The sequence below is a fragment of the Sulfurifustis variabilis genome (genome assembly GCF_002355415.1).
In the GTDB taxonomy this organism is placed as follows: Bacteria; Pseudomonadota; Gammaproteobacteria; order Acidiferrobacterales; family Sulfurifustaceae; genus Sulfurifustis; species Sulfurifustis variabilis.
On sequence record NZ_AP014936.1, the window covers coordinates 1,504,579 to 1,522,086 of the forward strand.

Below are 17,508 nucleotides of genomic sequence, written 5' to 3' on the forward strand. Positions count from 1 at the left end.
GAAGTGGCGAGGCATGGCACGAGAGAGCAAAGGCGGGCAGCTTGTGATCGATCCGCTCTGGTACAAGGACGCGATACTCTACGAGCTGCACGTCAAGGCGTTCTTCGACAGCAACGGGGACGGGATCGGCGACTTCGCGGGGCTCACCGCCAAGCTCGATTACCTGCAGGACCTCGGCGTGAACACGCTCTGGCTCCTGCCATTCTACCCCTCGCCGCTGAAGGACGACGGCTACGACATCGCCGATTACCGCCGGATCCACAAGGACTACGGCTCGCGGCGGGACTTCCGCACGTTCATCCGGGAGGCGCACCGCCGCGGCCTGCGCGTGGTGACGGAGCTCGTCATCAACCATACCTCCGACGAGCACTCGTGGTTCCAGTCGGCGCGGCGCGCCCCGCGCGGCTCCATGAAGCGCAATTACTACGTCTGGAGCGACAGCGACAAGAAGTACGCCGGCGCGCGCATCATCTTCCTCGACACCGAGAAGTCGAACTGGGCCTGGGACCCGGTCGCGCAGCAGTATTACTGGCACCGCTTCTTCTCGCACCAGCCGGACCTCAACTTCGACAACCCGCACGTCGTGCGCGCCGTGACGCGGGTGATGCAGTACTGGCTCAACATGGGCGTCGACGGGCTGCGACTCGACGCGATCCCGTACCTCTGCGAGCGCGAGGGGACGAGCTGCGAGAACCTGCCCGAAACGCATGCGGTCCTGAAAAAGCTGCGCGCGGCGCTGGACAAGCGCTATCCGGACCGCATGTTCCTGGCCGAGGCGAACCAGTGGCCCGAGGACGTGCGCGACTACTTCGGCGCCAGCGACGAGTGCCACATGGCGTACCACTTCCCGCTGATGCCGCGCATGTACATGGCGATCGCGCAGGAGGACCGGCACCCGATCATCGAGATCCTGCAGCAGACGCCCGACATTCCGGACGACTGCCAGTGGGCCATCTTCCTGCGCAACCACGACGAGCTCACGCTCGAGATGGTGACCAGCAAGGAGCGCGACTACATGTGGCAGATGTACGCCGCGGATCCGCGCGCGCGCCTGAACCTCGGCATCCGGCGGCGCCTGGCGCCGCTGCTCGACAACGACCTCGACCGCATCAAGCTCATGAACAGCCTGCTGTTCTCGATGCCGGGCTCGCCCATCATCTATTACGGCGACGAGATCGGCATGGGCGACAACATCTACCTCGGCGACCGCAACGGCGTGCGCACGCCCATGCAGTGGAGCCCCGACCGCAACGCCGGCTTTTCGCGCGCCGATCCGCAGCGGCTCTACCTGCCGCCGATCATGGACCCGATCTACGGTTACGAGGCCGTGAACGTGGAGGCGCAGGCGCGGGATCCGTCGTCGCTGCTCAACTGGATGAAGCGGCTGCTCTCCGTGCGCAAGAGCCACCAGGCCTTCGGCCGCGGCCGCCTGGTGTTCCTGCGGCCCGGCAACCGGAAGATCCTCGCGTTCCTCCGCGAGCACGGCGAAGACGCGATCCTGTGCGTCGCGAACCTCGCGCGCTCGGCCCAGCCGGTCGAGCTCGATCTCTCGCGCTACAAGGGCCGCGTGCCGGTCGAGCTGCTCGGACGCGCGGCCTTTCCGCCGATCGGGGAGCTGCCCTACCTGCTGACGATGCCGAGCCACGGGTTCTACTGGTTCCGGCTGGCCAAGGGGGAGGAAGTCCCGTCCTGGCACGAAGAGCGGCTCGCGCCGGAGGACCTGCCGATGCTCGTCCTGTTCGACGGCTGGCACAGCTTCTTTCGCGATCGCGTGGTGCCCTGGCGGATCGCGATGGCCGAGAAGGTGCGCGGCCAGCTCGAGGAGGAGGCGCTGCCGCGGTTCGTGGGAGCGCAGCGCTGGTACGCCGCCAAGGGCGAGCCGATCGCGCGCCTCACGCTCACGGACCGGGCGCTCTGGGAGGAGGGCGGCGCGAGCTGGCTCATCGCGCTCTTCCGGCTGGAGGGCGGCGCGGAGCCCGCGCATTACTTCCTGCCGATGTCGCTCGTGTGGGAGGAGGGCGACGAAGAGCGGCTGCGCGGCGTCCTGCCGGCGACCGTCGCCCGCGTCCGCCAGCAGGCGCAGATCGGCGTCCTTGCCGACGCCTTCGCCGACGAGGTGTTCTGCCGCGCGGTGGTGAACGCGATCGAGCGGGGGCTCGAGCTGCCGTCGGCGAACGGCGTGGTCCGGTTCTCGGCGACGCGCGCCTACGCGGAGCTCGCCGAGCCGGACGCGGGACCCTTGCCGGTCCGGGCCGGGACGCAGGGGACCAATACCAGCGTCACGATCGGGAGCCGGCTTTTCCTCAAGGCCTACCGCCGCCTGCGGGTCGGCCTGAACCCGGAGCTCGAGGTCGGCCGTTACCTGACCGAGGTCGCGCGCTACCCCAACACCGTGCCGCTCGCCGGATCGGTCGAGTATCAGGCGGCCGACGGCACCGTCATGACGCTCGCGCTGCTCCAGGGGTACGTGGAGAACCAGGGCGACGGGTGGAACTACACGCTCGATTACCTCGAGCGATTCCTCGAGCAGTGCCGTACCGGCACCCAGCCGCCCGGCTCGGCGGAGGACATCCACGGGGCCTACCTCGCCCTCGCGCGCACGCTCGGCCTGCGCACCGCGGAGCTGCACGCGGCCTTCACGCTCACCGCCGGCGGGCCCGACTTCGACCCGGAGGCGATCGGGTCGGACGATCTGACGGCGTGGGCCGGGCAGGTGCGCCACGAGGCCGAGACGACCCTCGAGCTGATCGCGCAGCGGCTGGCGGGGCTCCCGGGCGACGTACGCGCCGAAGGCGAGTGGCTCGTTTCCCGCCGGGGCGAGCTGCTCGACCGCATCCGCGGCTCGACGCCGGCCGCGCTCTCCGGCCTCAAGACGCGGTACCACGGCGACTACCACCTCGGCCAGGTGCTCGTGTCGCACAACGACTTCATCATCATCGACTTCGAGGGCGAGCCGGCGCGCCCGCTGGCGGAGCGGCGCCAGAAGCATTCGCCGCTGCGCGACGTCGCCGGTATGCTGCGCTCGTTCAACTACGCGGCGTACTCGGCGCTCGCGCGCCTGACGGCCGAGCGCCCGGACGATTTCCCACGCCTCGAACCGTTCGCGCGCGCCTGGGAGGGCGAGACGGAACGCGCGTTCCTGCAGGCGTACGAGGAGGGTGTCGCCGGCTCGCCGCTGTACCGTGACTGGGCGCAGGCGCGCGACCTGCTCGCCCTGTTCGTGATCGAAAAGGCGCTGTACGAGGTGCGCTACGAGCTGCACAACCGACCGGAGTGGGCGGGGATACCGCTGCGGGGGCTGCGCGAGCTGATGGGGCACTCGTGACGGCAATTTTGAATGTTGAATTTTGAATGTTGAATTGAAGGTGCGCGCTTCGCGCGTTCCTTTAATTGAGCATTCAACATCAAGCATTCAACATTTTCTCTCCCGAGGAGGAGGCTCTCATGGATCAGGTAAGCATGGCGCTCGAGCCGTTGCGCGCCTTTCTGGCTCAGCTTGGCGCGTTTCTGCCGAAGCTGCTGCTCGCGATCATCATTCTGGTGGCCGGCTGGCTGCTCGCGAAGTTCGTGCGCGTGCTGGTCGAGAAGGCGCTGCGCTTCGTCAACTTCAACGTGCTGGCCGAGCGCGCGGGCATCGACGGCTTCCTGCAGCAGGGCGGCGTCCGGACCGACACGACCGGGCTGCTCGCGCTGCTCGTCTACTGGCTCGTGATCCTCGGCGCGCTGATCGTGGCGTTCAACAGCCTCGGCCTCGAGCACGTCACCGTGCTGCTCGGGCGCATCGTGATGTTCCTGCCGCAGGTGTTCGTCGCGGTGCTGATCCTCGCGTTCGGCGCGTATTTCGCCCGCTTCGTGGGGCAGGCCGTGACGACGTACTGCCGCAACGTCGGGGTCGAGGACGCGGAGCTGCTGGGGCGGCTGGCGCAGTACGCGATCGTCGTGTTCGTCGCCCTGATCGTGCTCGACCAGCTCGGCATCGGCGGCGAGATACTGCGCCAGAGCTTCCTGATCGTCCTGACCGGCGTGGTCCTGGCCCTGGCGCTCGCCTTCGGCCTCGGCGGACAGAAGTGGGCGGCGGAGCTGCTCGAGCGCTGGTGGCCGAGGAAGAGCGCGATAAAGAAGGGCGACTGAGCGATGCCATCGGGTAGTATGCGGTTATCGCCGCGTCGCTCCGGTTGCCTCCCGCACTTGGGGGAAGTCCCTTGTGCCGGGGGCGATGCGATCGTGTAGGCTTCGCGTAACGCACCGGGGTGCGGGAACAATAATAAGGAACGAGTGAAGATCTACGGAATGCAGTCAGGGATGACGAGCGACAGAGTCGCGGTCTGGCCGGGGAAGCCGTACCCGCTCGGGGCAACCTGGGACGGGGAGGGCGTCAATTTCTCCCTCTTCTCGGAGCACGCCGAGAAAGTGGAGCTGTGCCTGTTCGACCCCAAGGGCCGGCGCCAGACGGCGTGCATCCCGATGCGCTGGCAGACCGACCAGGCGTGGCACTGCTACCTCCCCGACGCGCGACCCGGGCAGCTCTACGGTTATCGCGTTCACGGCCCGTACAAGCCGGAGGACGGCCACCGCTTCAATCCGAACAAGCTCGTGCTCGATCCCTACGCGAAGGCCTATGCCGGCGAGCTCCTGTGGAGCGACGCGCATTTCGGCTATCGCGTGGGGGCGAAGAACGAAGACCTTTCGTTCGACCGGCGAAACAGCGCGCCGGGCATGCCCAAGTGCAAGGTGGTCGATCCCGCGTTCACCTGGGGGGACGACCGGCCGCCCCGCACGCCCTGGCACGAGACGGTGATCTACGAGCTGCACGTCAAGGGCTTCACGAAGCTCCACCCCGACGTGCCGCCGCCGCTGCGCGGCACCTACGCGGCGCTCGCCACCGAGGCGCCGCTCGAGCACCTGAAGCGTCTCGGCGTCACCGCCGTCGAGCTGCTGCCGGTTCACCAGTTCGTCGACGACCGCATCCTGGTCGAGAAGGGGCTGCGGAACTACTGGGGCTACAACTCCATCGGATTCTTCTCGCCCGAATGGCGCTACTCGGCGACCGGGGAGATCGACGAATTCAAGACCATGGTGAAGCGGCTGCACTCGGCCGGGATCGAGGTGATCCTCGACGTGGTGTACAACCACACGGCCGAGGGAAACCACATGGGTCCGACGCTCTCGTTCCGCGGCATCGACAACGCGGCGTACTACCGGCTGGTCGCCGACAACCCGCGCTACTACATGGACTACACGGGCTGCGGCAACACGCTCAACATGCGCCACCCGCGCGTGCTGCAGCTCATCATGGATTCCCTGCGCTACTGGGTGCAGGAGATGCACGTGGACGGCTTCCGCTTCGACCTCGCATCGGCCCTCGCGCGCGAGCTGCACGAGGTGGACCGCCTCGGGGCGTTTTTCGACATCATCCACCAGGACCCGGTGCTGTCACAGGTGAAGCTGATCGCCGAGCCGTGGGACCTCGGCGAGGGCGGCTACCAGGTGGGCAACTTCCCGGTCGGCTGGACGGAGTGGAACGGCAAGTACCGCGACGCGATCCGCGCCTACTGGAAGGGCGAGGGCGGCCAGATCGGCGAGCTCGCCTACCGCCTGACCGGCTCCTCGGACCTGTACGAGCAGGGCGGGCGCAAGCCGTACGCCTCGGTCAACTTCGTCACCGCGCACGACGGCTTCACGCTGCACGACCTCGTGAGCTACAACGGCAAGCACAACGAGGCCAACCTCGAGGACAACCGGGACGGGAGCGACAACAACATCTCCTGGAACTGCGGCGTCGAAGGCCCGACCGACGACCCGGAGGTCAACCGCCTGCGCGCGCGCCAGAAGCGGAACTTCATGGCGACGCTGATCCTGTCGCAGGGCGTGCCGATGATCCTGTCGGGCGACGAGATGAGCCACACGCAGGGCGGCAACAACAACGTCTATTGCCAGGACAACGAGATCACGTGGCTCAAGTGGGACCTCGACCCCGAGGCGCAGGAGTTTCTGGAATTCGTGCGCGGGCTGATGCGCTTCTGGCACGCGCACCCGGCGTTCAAGCGTCGCTATTTCTTCCAGGGTCGGCGCATCAAGGGCACCGAGATCAAGGACATCGTCTGGCTGCGTCCGGACGGCCAGGAAATGACGGACGAGGAGTGGCATCAGGCGCACGCGCGCTCGCTCGGCCTGTTCCTCGCCGGCGAACGCCTGGAGGAGCACGACGAGCGCGGCCGGCCGCTCCGGGACGACAACTTCCTGCTGCTGCTGAACGCCCACCACGAGGAACTGCCGTTCACGCTGCCCGCGTATCACCCGGGATCGAGCTGGGAGGTCGTGCTCGATACCGACGTCGGCCTCATGGCGGGGGGCAGCGTGAAGGAGGGCGCCGTGTACCTGACCGGACAGCCCTATCCGCTGAAGGGACGCAGCCTGGTCGTGCTGCGCGAAGCGGGGCGGCGCGTGGCGCAGCCGCTGCCCGAAGACACCGGCGAGGCGGAGCATCCGGAGGAGGCGGCGGTGGCGCAGGAGGTTGCTCACGAGGCGGAGCCGCAGGTCGCTCAGCCGCAGGAAGCGCCCTCGCCGCAGGAAGCGGCCGCGCCCCGGGAGGCCGCGGGAAGTGACGACAAAGGGATCGGCTGACATCGAGCACCGCCGGCATCGCATGCCGTTCGGCGCCGAGCTCTCGGAACAGGGCGGCGCGCGCTTCCGCATCTGGGCCCCGAGCGCCAGGGCGGTGGAGCTCGGCCTGGCGCGCGACGGGCGGGAGGAATTCCTGCCGCTCGACCGCCGGGACGGCGGCTGGTACGAGGGCCACGTCGGCGTCGGACCGGGCGCGCGCTACCGGTATCGCATCGACGGCGGGCTCGTCGTTCCGGATCCCGCCTCGCGCTTCCAGCCCGACGACGTGCACGGCCCGAGCGAGCTGATCGATCCGGGCGCCTGGGAATGGACCGACCGCGCGTGGCGCGGGCGCCCCTGGGACGAGGCGGTGCTGTACGAGCTGCACGTGGGGAGCTTCACGCCCGAAGGGACGTACGCCGGCGTGCAGGGCCGGCTCGATCATCTCAAGGCCGTCGGCGTCACCGCCATCGAGCTCATGCCGCTCGCCGATTTTCCCGGCGCGCGCAACTGGGGCTACGACGGCGTGCTGCCGTTCGCGCCCGACAGCCGCTACGGGCGGCCGGAAGACCTCAAGGCGCTCGTGCAGGCCGCGCACGCGAAGAACCTGATGGTCTTTCTTGACGTGGTCTACAACCACTTCGGCCCGGAGGGCAACTACCTCTCCGCGTACGCGGCGCCGTTCTTCACGGAGCGCCATCACACCCCTTGGGGCGCGGCCATCAACTTCGACGGCGAGGACGCCCGGACGGTGCGCGACTACTACGTGCACAACGCCCTCTACTGGCTCGAGGAGTATCACTTCGACGGACTGCGCTTCGACGCCGTGCACGCGATCATGGACGATTCCGAACCGGACATCCTGAGCGAGATCGCCGCGGCGGTCGCGCGCGGGCCCGGCCGCGAGCGGCTCGTGCACCTCGTGCTCGAGAACGACGCCAACCAGTCGCGCTATCTCGCGCGCGACGACGCCGGGCGCCCGCGCTTCTACACCGCGCAATGGAACGACGACATTCACCACGCGCTGCACGTGTCGGCGACGGACGAGACCGGCGGTTACTACGCGGACTATGCCGACGCGCCGCTCCGGCATCTGGGGCGCTGCCTGGCGGAGGGCTTCGCTTATCAGGGCGACCCTTCCGCCTTCCGCGACGGCGAGAAGCGCGGCGAGCCGTCGCGGGATCTGCCGCCGACCGCCTTCGTCAACTTCCTGCAGAATCACGACCAGATCGGCAACCGCGCGTTCGGCGAGCGCATCACCGATCTCGCGGACACCGCGCGCGTGCGCGCGCTCTCGGCGGTTTTCCTGCTGGCCCCGGGCGTGCCGCTCCTCTTCATGGGGGAGGAGTGGGCGGCGCGCCAGCCGTTTCCGTTCTTCTGCGACTTCGGGCCCGAGCTCGCGCGCGCCGTCACCGAGGGGCGGCGCAAGGAGTTCGCCAGGTTCCCGGCGTTCTCGGACCCGGAGGCGCGCAGCCGCATACCGGATCCCAACGATCCGGCGACGTTCGGGGAGGCGGTGCTCGACTGGGGCGCGCTGACCAATCCGGAACACGCCGGCTGGCTCGCGTGGCACCGCGAGCTTCTCGCGGTCCGCGCGCGCGAAATCGTGCCGCGTCTCCCCCGGCTGCGCCCGGGCGCCGCGCGTTTCCGGGTGATCGAGGACCGCGGGCTCTATGTCGAGTGGCCGCTGGAGGAGGGCGCGACGCTCGTGCTGTGCGCCAACCTCAGCGCGGAGCCGCTCGCGCTCGACGGGCGTCCGAACGGGCGCGAGCTCTACGTCCAGAGCGAGACCGACGACGGCGCGATGAGCGGCGGGCGCCTCGGTCCGTGGTCGGTCGCCTGGTTGCTCCAGCCCGCGACGGCATGATCGACCCCGCGCTAGAACGGCTCTGCGCGCTCTGCGGCATCGAGCCGCGGTATCACGACATCTGGGGCCGAGAGCACGCCGTCACGCGCGACGTGGTGCAGGCGCTCGTGGCGGCCATGGGCGTCGATCTCGCGAACGGCATGGAACCGGCGATCGCGGAGATCGAGGACCGTCCCTGGCGCCGCCTTCTGCCTCCGGTTCGGGTCATCGTCGCATCGGAAAACGACCGGGAGGTCGTGCTGCGCCTTCCGGAGGAGCGCGCGCAGCAGAAGCTCGCGTACACGATCGCCCTCGAGAACGGGGAGCGACGCGGGGACGAGATCGTGCCCGCGAACCTCGCCGTGCGCGAGCGGCGGACGATCGACGGGCGCGCTCACGTCGCCTGCGCGCTGCCGCTGCCCGAGCTGCCGCTCGGGTACCACCGGCTGGAGGCCGACGCGGGCGAAGGGCCGGTGATCATGGAGCTGATCGTCGCGCCGCCTGCCTGTTACGTGCCCGATGCCGTGGCCGACGCCGGCCGCGTCTTCGGCCCGGCGATCCAGCTCTACGCGCTCCGCTCGCAGCGGAACTGGGGGATGGGCGACTTCACCGACCTGCGGCACCTCGTCGAACGGGCGGCGGAGCGCGGGGCCGGCGTCGTCGGCCTCAATCCCCTGCACGCGCTCTATCCGCACAACCCCGCGCACGCGAGCCCTTACAGTCCGTCGAGCCGGCTCTTTCTCAACGTTCTGTATCTCGATATCGAGGCGATCCCGGAGTTCGTGCAATGCGGTCCCGCGCAGCAACTCGTCTACGCGAGCGAGTTCCAGCGCCGGCTGCGGCTGCTGCGCGAGGGCGAGTACGTCGATTACCCGGGCGTCGCGGCCGCGAAGTTCGAGGCGCTCGAGGTCCTGTACCCGTTTTTCCGCGAGCACCACCTCGCCCGCAACACGCCGCGGGCGCGGGCGTTCCGCGCTTTTCAGCAGGCCGGCGGCGAATGGCTCCGGCGACAGGCGGTGTACGAGGCCCTGCAGGAGCACCTGCATCGCCGCGATCCGGCGATCTGGGGCTGGCCGGTATGGCCCGAGGAGTACCGGGACCCGACCGCGGAGGCGGTCGCGGCGTTCGCCCGCGAGCAGGAGGCGCGCGTCGAGTTCTACGAGTATCTGCAATGGCAGGCCGACCGGCAGCTCGCCGCCTGCGGCCGTCGTTCCTGGGAGCTCGGCCTCGGCGTCGGCCTGTACACGGACCTCGCGGTCAGCGTGGATCGCGGCGGGTCCGAGACGTGGGCGCTCTCGCGGCTCTACGCCAAGAACATCAGCATCGGCGCGCCCCCCGACGAGCTCGCGCTCCAGGGGCAGAACTGGGGGCTGCCGCCGCTGGTTCCGCGCTTCCTGACCGAGGAGGCCTACGCGCCGTTCATCGCGACGCTGCGCGAGAACATGCGCCACGCCGGGGCGCTGCGCATCGACCACGTGATGGGGCTGATGCGGCTCTTCTGGGTGCCGGAAGGGCGGAGCGCGCAGGACGGGGCGTACGTGCGCTATCCGCTGGCCGACATGCTCGGGGTGCTCGCGCTCGAGAGCGTGCGCAACCGCTGCCTCGTGATCGGCGAAGACCTCGGGACCGTGCCCGACGAGGTGCGCGCGGCGCTCGCGCCGATGAACGTCCTGTCCTACCGGTTGTTCTACTTCGAGCGCGAGAAGAACGGGGACTTCAAGGCGCCGGAGACGTACCCGGCCAAGGCGCTCGCGGCCGTCTCCACGCACGATCTGCCCACGCTTTCCGGATTCTGGAAAGGGCAGGATCTCACGGAGCGCGACCGGCTCAATCTGTTTCCGTCGCAGGAGATGCGCGAGCAGCAGATCCTCCAGCGCACGCAGGACCGCGCGCGGCTGCTGATGGCGTTGTCGCGCGAGGGGTTGCTCCCGGACGGCATGTCGGTCGATCCCGCCTCGGCGCCCGAGATGACGCCGCCGCTCGCGCGCGCGGTGCATCTCTATCTCGCGCGCACGCCGTCGAAGCTCATGATGCTCCAGCTCGAGGACGCGCTTGGGGAGCTGCGCCAGGCCAACCTGCCGGGCACCGTGGAAGAGCACCCGAACTGGCGGCGCAAGCTCGCGCTCGACCTCGACGATTTGTTCGAGGACGCGCGCGTGGAACGACTGTTCGACGCCCTGCGCGAGCTGCGCGGGCCGGGCGCCGTCGCGCGCGAGGTGCCGCGGCCCGGAGGCGCGGTCATCCCCGACGCCACCTACCGGTTGCAGTTCAACCGCGACTACACCTTCCGGCACGCCGCGGCGCTCGCGCCGTACCTGCGCAGGCTCGGCGTCAGCCACTGCTACGCCTCGCCGTACCTCAAGGCCCGTCCGGGCAGCCGCCACGGCTACGACATCGTGGACCACAACGCGCTGAACCCGGAGATCGGCAGCGATGCGGACTACGAGGCCTTCGTCGAGGCACTGCAACGCGAAGGGCTCGGGCAGATCCTCGACATCGTTCCGAACCACATGGGCGTCGGCAGCGACAACGGCTGGTGGCTCGACGTGCTCGAGAACGGCCCGGCCTCGGTGTACGCCGCGTTCTTCGACATCGACTGGCGCCCGCTGAAGGCGGAGCTGCGGGGCAAGGTCCTGCTGCCGGTTCTGGGTGACCACTACGGCACCGTGCTCGAGTCGGGGCAGCTGCGCCTCGCCGTCGACCGCTCGACCGGCGCTTTCTGCGTGCAGTACTTCGACCACCGCTTCCCGGTGGATCCCGGCACGTACCCGCAGATCCTCCAGCACGATCGCCGGCAGCTCGAGGAGGCGCTGGGCGCGAGCCACCCGCGGCTGCTCGAGTACGAGGCGCTCCTCAACGGATTCCGTCACCTGCCGCCGCGGCACGAGACGTCGCAGGACCTGATCATCGAGCGGCACCGCGACAAGGAGGTGCACAAGCGCCGGCTCGCGGAGCTGATGGCGGCGGAGCCGGCCATCGCGGCGCACGTGGAGGGGGTGCTGCGCCTCTACAACGGCGGGGACCACGCGCCGGCGCGACCGGATCTGCTGCACGAGCTGCTCGAAGGCCAGGCGTATCGCGTCGCCTTCTGGCGCACTGCGGCGGACGAGATCAACTATCGCAGGTTCTTCGACATCAACGACCTCGCCGGGCTGCGCCAGGAGAACCGCCAGACCTTCCACGCCACCCACCGGCTGGTCGCCGACCTGGTCGCGCAGGGGAAGGTCAACGGCCTGCGCATCGACCACCCGGACGGGCTCTACGACCCGCTCGACTACTACCGGCGGCTTCAGAGCCTGGTCGCCGTGCCGGCGACCGGCAGGGAGGCGGGCTCGTCCGCGCGCCAGGGGCTCTACGTCGTGACCGAGAAGATCCTCGCGGCCTACGAGCGGCTCCCGGACGACTGGCCCGTGCACGGGACCACCGGGTACGAGTTCGCCAACCTGGTGAACGGCCTCTTCGTCTATCCGGCCGGCGAGGACGAGATCGACCGGACCTACCAGAAGCTCGCCCGCCGCCCCGTGGACTTCGACGAGCTGCTCGCCGACCGCAAGCGCCTCATCATGCGCGTGGCGCTCTCGAGCGAGCTCAACGTGCTGGCCTACCGCCTGAACCGCATATCCGAGTCCGACTGGCACGCGCGCGACTTCACCCTGAACGCGCTCCGCGACGCCCTGCGGGACGTGGTCGCGCTGTTCCCGGTCTACCGGACCTACGTGCGCGGCGGCCGGATTGCCCCGGACGACCGGCGCTACATCGAGTGGGCGGTCGCGCAGGCGAAGAAGCGGAGCCCGGCGGCCGACGTGTCCGTGTTCGATTTCGTGCGCCGGGTGCTGCTGCTCGAGGGACAGGACGAGCAGTCGCCCGAGTACCGGGACGCGGTGCTCGATTTCGCCATGCGGTTCCAGCAATACACCGCGCCGGTCATGGCGAAAGGCCTCGAAGACACTTCCTTTTACATCTATAACCGATTGACTTCGCTCAACGAAGTCGGCGGCGACCCGCGCCGCTTCGGCACGTCGGTGGCGGCCTTCCATCACGCCAACCAGGAGCGCGCCCGGCGCTGGCCGCACACCATGCTCGCGACCTCCACCCACGACACCAAGCGGTCCGAGGACGTGCGCGCGCGGCTCGACGTGCTCTCCGAGCTCGGGAGCGAATGGCGGGAGCGGGTGTCGCGCTGGGCGCGGCTCAACCGGGGCCGGAAGCGCCGCCTCGACGAGGAATTCGCGCCGGATCGCAACGACGAGTATCTGCTGTACCAGACGCTGGTCGGCGCGTGGCCGCTCGGGCGCGTCGGCCCGGACGGTCTCGCGGCGTTCCGGGCCCGCATCGAGGAGTACATGCTGAAGGCCGTCAGGGAGGCGAAGGTCCATACCAGCTGGATCAACCCGAACACGGAATACGAGGAGGCCGTACGCGGCTTCGTGCAGGGCGTCCTGACGAGCGAGGGCAACCTCTTTTTCGAGGATTTCGTGCCGTTCACCGAGAAGCTGGTGCGTTACGGTCTCTACAACGGCCTGAGCCAGGTGCTGCTCAAGCTGACGGTGCCCGGCATGCCCGACATCTACCAGGGCACCGAGCTCTGGGACTTCAGTCTGGTCGATCCGGACAACCGCCGCCCGGTCGACTACGCGCTGCGCGACCGGTTGCTCCGGGAGCTCGAGACCGGGATGACGCCGGGCGGCGAGCAGGCGGCGCGCGCGCGGGCGCTCCTCGAGACGATCGACGACGGCCGGGCGAAGCTCTACCTGACCTGGAAGACGCTCACGCACCGGCGCGGCCGGTCGCAGTTGTACCGCGAGGGCGAGTACCTGCCGCTCGCCGTCGAGGGGAGCCGTTCCGAGCACCTGTGCGCCTTCGCGCGCCGCTCCCCGGAGGGAACGATCGTGGTTCTCGCGCCGCGCTGGTTCGCGCGGCTGGCCCCGGAGGGCGAGCTGCCCCTGGGCACGGTCTGGGAGGAGACGCGGGTACAACTGCCCGGAGAAGGCAGGTACACGAATCTCTACACGGGCGAGGCGCTGAGCCCGAAGGTCGAGGGCGACCGGTGCTGGCTCGATCTCGCCGGCGCGTTCGCCCACTTTCCGGTCGCGCTCCTCGAGCTCGCCCCATAGGCTTTTGCCCGCATTACGGGTAGATTCTCCCGCTCGAGGAGGACGCCGTGATGCGGGCCGTGATCGTCGTAGTCGTCAGTCTGCTGTCGTCGGCCGCTCTCGCGCAGGGCGACGCGCGCGAGGCGTGGTGGTGGGACGACGCGTGGTGGTCGGCCGGGTCGCTGCCGGCGGCCCGGACGCTGCCGGTCGAGACGCGGTCGGCGAGCTACCGCAGCGGCGAGGTGGAGGTGCCGGTAACGATCACGCGCCCGAAGGGGAAGGGGAAGTACCCGGGCGTGCTCTTCGTTCACGGCCGCCGCGGGCTCGACGATCTGGTCTTGCTGCACGCCGCGCGGCTGGCCGCACGCGGCTTCGTCGTCTATGCCCCGGACCTCTACACCGGCCGGTTCATCTCGCGGTTTCCGATCGAGCACGACTATGCGCTCGAGGACGATCTCAGCGCCGGCCTCGACGCCCTGCTCGAGCTGCCGGATATCGCGGGGAGGCGGGTCTGCGCGTATTCCCACACCCGAGGGGGCTACTACACGCTCAAGCTGGCCGTGGCCAAAGGCCGGCAGAAGGACGGGCTCGCGTGTTACGTGTCGTACTATCCCCACTGGCAGGATCCGAACGCGCCGGAGCCGCTCCAGATCTACTCGTACGCGCCGGAGATCGACCGCCTGGAGCTCCCGGTCCTCGTCTTCGTCGGCGACGAGGAGCAGTACCAGCGCAAGCGCGTCATCGATTCCTCGGTGGAGGCGCTCCGGCAGAACGGCCGCGCGGTGACCTACGTCGTCTACCCGGGGGTGGGCCGGGGGTTCGACTTCCGGCCGCCCAACGTGCGGACCTTCGCCGACGATCTGGCAGCCAAGGACGCGATCGCGAGGGCCGCCCAGTTCATGGCCGAGGCGCTGCGGTAGTTGGGGAGCGGCGATCGGGGGGGACGGAGAGGGGTGGACGGGCGACCGGTCACCTCGTCGCCGGTCACCGGTGCGCTCAGGTCCCGCACGCGACCGCGCCGCAGCGGTCGGCGATCTCCCTGCACGGGAGGGTGACGTCGGGACGGCCGAGGTGGTAGCCCTGCGCGTAGTCCACGCCGAACTCCGCCAGCAGCCGGAAGGACGCCTCGTTCTCCACGAACTCCGCGATCGTCCGCTTGCCGAGGGCATGGACGATCTCGTTCATCGCCTTCACCATCGCCCGGTCGACCTCGTTCCCCGCCAGGTTGCGGACGAAACGGCCGTCGATCTTGACGAAGTCGACGGGAAGGTCGCGCAGGTATGCGAACGACGACATGCCGGAGCCGAAGTCGTCGAGCGCCGTGCGGCATCCCATTTCGCGCAGCCGTGACAGGAACACCTGGGCCGTGGCCATGTCGGCGATCGCCACGGTTTCCGTGACCTCGAAGATCAGGGCCGTCGGATCCAGCCCGGTCTCCCGCAGCTTTTCCTGTACGAGGTCGCACACGACCGGCTGCGAGAGCGTCTGACCGGAAAGGTTGATCGAATAGCGCAGCGTCGGCGCCGTCTTCCGCTGCCGGGCGAGGGACTCGATCGCGTTGGCGATCACCCATCGGTCGATGTCCGCGGCGAGCCCGAAGCGCTCGGCCGCGGGCAGGAACCCGGACGGCATGATGAGCTGACCGGAGTCGTCCAGCATGCGGATCAACACCTCGTAGGCCTCGACCGCGCGGGAGCCCGTGCTCACGATGGGCTGGCAGGCGAGGGCGAACCGGTCGTGCGCGATGGCCTCCTTGATCCGCCGGGACACGCCCATGTCGATGGACATCGCGGCGACGTTGTCCGCGTCCGACGGGCGGAAGGCGTGCACCTGGTTGCGTCCGTTCCGCTTGGCAAGGTGGCATGCCAGGTCGGCCTGAGACAGCGCCTCTTCCGCCGAGGCCGTATCCGGCCCGATGGCCGCCACGCCGATCGAGCACCCGATGTCCACGCGCTCCCCGTCGTGCTGGAAGTGATAGTCGACGAGCTTCTTCCGGAAGGATTCGGCCGCGCGCAGGGCGAGCTCGGGAGTGGTGTCGTACAGCAGCACCATGAACTCGTCGCCGCCGAAGCGCGAGATGAGGTCGCTCTTGCGCGCGCGTTTGTGCAGGATACCGGCCACCTCGATGAGCAGCCGGTCGCCGGCGGCATGGCCCAGGGTGTCGTTGACGTACTTGAAGTTGTCGAGGTCGAGATAGAGGACGGCGCACGTGTGGCCCTTGGTGCGGTGCGCGCGCTCGACGACGCGCTCGAGCTCCTGCTGGAAATAGGTGCGGTTGTACAGGCCGGTGAGCCCGTCGTGTTCCGCCATGTTCTTGAGGTGCTCGACCATCGCCTTGCGCTCGCTGATGTCGGCGACGAGGCCCGTGTAGAGAACCCGTCCGTCGAGCTGCATTCGGCTGATCTTGAGCGCCATCGCGAAGCTGCTGCCGTCCTTGTGCCGTCCGGTCACCTCGCCCTCGTGGCCGATGAGGCGCTGGATCTCGGTGCGCATGAAGTGCTCGACGTATCCCGGCCGGCGCTCCGGGGGCACGATCAGCGTGCCGATGTCCTTGCCGACGATCTCGCCTTCCGCGTAGCCGAACAGGCGCTCGGCCGCCTTGTTGAATCGCTCGATCACACCGCTCTCGTCGAACGTGATGATGCCTTCGGCGGCGTGGTCGAGGATGGTCTCCAGCCGCTGCTGGCGCGAGTGCACCTGTCGGCGCATGTGGTCGAACGCGATCATCAGGTCCCCGATCTCGCGCGTCGACGCCTCGAGCGGGACCGCGCCGCTCTTGCCCGCCGCCTCCGCCTTCAGGGCGTGGGCGACGCGAGCGATCGGCCGGCGCACGCTGAATTCGAAGAGCAGGTAACCCAGGGCCGCTACGGCGAGACCGACGCCGGCGAGCAGCCAGATCGCCCGCGAGAGCGCATCGGCGACGCCGGCGAGAGAGGAGAGGTCCGCCGTCGAGCGGCCCTCCATGGTCTTTTCGATCTCGCGGAGGGCCGACCAGGTCTGCACGAACAGCGGCTGCACGGTGTCGCGCATGAGCGGGGTGTCCGTGCGCCACCGCTCGGACGTGAAGATGGCGGCGACCTGCCGGTACTGCCGGAGCCATTCCCGGTGGGCGTTCATCATCTGCTGGAGCGAGAGGCTGTGCTGCAGATCGAGCGTGCCGCGCCGGTCGAGCGCGATCAGGGCCTCGATATCACGATCGACACGTTCCGCGTACTGCCGGATGTTCACGGCCTGGGCCGCCATCGCGGTTTCGGGCTCGCCGAAGATGCCGAAACGGTTCGCCACCCAGACGCGGAAGGCGCCGACCATCTGCGTCGAGGCGTAGCGCGCGTCGGCGAAGAGGCGGTAGATCTCGTGGTTCTGCGGGGCCGGGTCGCTCTCCATCTCGTTGATCGCGAGACCCGCCGCGGTATTGAACGTCGTCTGCTCCGGCAGCATGCGCTCGATCATGATCGGCATGGCGGGGAACAGCTTTTCCGGCGAGGTCCGCATGTCCATCAGCCGGCCGATCTCGCGCCGCAGGCGCCCAAGCCGGGTGCGCAGGCCCTCGACCAGCTCGCGGTCCGCCTCGTTTGCGAAGATGGAATCGGCCGAGAGGACCTGGCCGGCCTTAGCCGCCGCGTCGATGAGGCTCGTTTCCGCCCGGCGTCGCGCCGCGTCGCCCGGGACGAGCATGAACGTCTGGAGCGCCGTCTCCGCCTCCCATATGTGATCGGCCACGGCGCGCAGCGTGCGAAGGACCGTCTCGCGCTCGACGAGGTTCACGTCGCTTCGCCGGGACGCCTCCAGCACCTGGATGTTGGCGACCCAGGCGGCGCCGAGCAGGAGCAGGGAGAAGGCCGCGGCGATGAGGAAATACCGCCCGCGGATGCTCGCCCAGCGCCGCGGCCGGGGGAGCGGGCGGTCGGGGTGCGGCCGGTTGTCGACGGGTTGGCTCATTTACCGATCTTGTTCTCGCCTTGCCCA

At 69.1% G+C, this 17,508-nt stretch carries 7 protein-coding genes; 6 read left to right on the plus strand and 1 reads right to left on the minus strand.

Translation table 11 applies throughout. The features are described 5' to 3' along the window. The first annotated feature begins 13 nt into the window (after positions 1 to 13). The 6 genes from treS (at position 14) to SVA_RS07330 (ending at position 14,462) form a co-directional block, all read left to right on the plus strand. Positions 14 to 3,325 carry a maltose alpha-D-glucosyltransferase gene (gene treS / locus SVA_RS07305; protein ID WP_096460609.1) on the plus strand — a complete coding sequence of 1,104 codons (3,312 nt, stop codon included), beginning with the start codon at positions 14 to 16 and terminating at the stop codon, positions 3,323 to 3,325. Between the two features lie 119 nt (positions 3,326 to 3,444). After that, positions 3,445 to 4,131, plus strand: coding sequence for a mechanosensitive ion channel family protein (locus SVA_RS07310; protein ID WP_096460610.1), 687 nt, complete (start codon positions 3,445 to 3,447; stop codon positions 4,129 to 4,131). Positions 4,132 to 4,302: 171 nt separating this feature from the next. Further along, a complete protein-coding gene (gene glgX, locus SVA_RS07315) occupies positions 4,303 to 6,624 on the plus strand; it encodes a glycogen debranching protein GlgX (RefSeq protein ID WP_096460611.1) in 2,322 nt (773 codons plus the stop codon). Beyond that, positions 6,602 to 8,470 (plus strand): malto-oligosyltrehalose trehalohydrolase, encoded by a 1,869-nt coding sequence (gene treZ / locus SVA_RS07320; RefSeq protein WP_197703413.1) that lies wholly within the window; start codon positions 6,602 to 6,604, stop codon positions 8,468 to 8,470. The genes glgX and treZ overlap by 23 nt, the downstream gene beginning before the upstream one ends. Beyond that, the gene (locus SVA_RS07325; protein ID WP_096460613.1) at positions 8,467 to 13,563 is read left to right on the plus strand and encodes a malto-oligosyltrehalose synthase; all 5,097 of its coding nucleotides are present in this window, start codon (positions 8,467 to 8,469) and stop codon (positions 13,561 to 13,563) included. Before treZ ends, SVA_RS07325 begins: the two co-directional genes overlap by 4 nt. Positions 13,564 to 13,613: 50 nt before the next feature. After that, positions 13,614 to 14,462 carry a dienelactone hydrolase family protein gene (locus tag SVA_RS07330; protein ID WP_096460614.1) on the plus strand — a complete coding sequence of 283 codons (849 nt, stop codon included), beginning with the start codon at positions 13,614 to 13,616 and terminating at the stop codon, positions 14,460 to 14,462. Between the two features lie 76 nt (positions 14,463 to 14,538). Here SVA_RS07330 and SVA_RS07335 read toward each other — a convergent pair whose 3' ends face one another. Beyond that, a complete protein-coding gene (locus SVA_RS07335) occupies positions 14,539 to 17,481 on the minus strand; it encodes a putative bifunctional diguanylate cyclase/phosphodiesterase (RefSeq protein ID WP_096460615.1) in 2,943 nt (980 codons plus the stop codon). Between the last annotated feature and the right edge of the window lie 27 nt (positions 17,482 to 17,508).

Excerpts from the sequence above, each read along its gene's own strand:
- treS (WP_096460609.1), top strand. The coding sequence starts at position 14 with ATGGCACGAGAGAGCAAAGGCGGGCAGCTTGTGATCGATCCGCTCTGG.
- SVA_RS07310 (WP_096460610.1), top strand. The coding sequence starts at position 3,445 with ATGGATCAGGTAAGCATGGCGCTCGAGCCGTTGCGCGCCTTTCTGGCT.
- glgX (WP_096460611.1), top strand. The coding sequence starts at position 4,303 with ATGACGAGCGACAGAGTCGCGGTCTGGCCGGGGAAGCCGTACCCGCTC.
- SVA_RS07325 (WP_096460613.1), top strand. The coding sequence starts at position 8,467 with ATGATCGACCCCGCGCTAGAACGGCTCTGCGCGCTCTGCGGCATCGAG.
- SVA_RS07330 (WP_096460614.1), top strand. The coding sequence starts at position 13,614 with ATGCGGGCCGTGATCGTCGTAGTCGTCAGTCTGCTGTCGTCGGCCGCT.
- SVA_RS07335 (WP_096460615.1), bottom strand. The coding sequence starts at position 17,481 with ATGAGCCAACCCGTCGACAACCGGCCGCACCCCGACCGCCCGCTCCCC.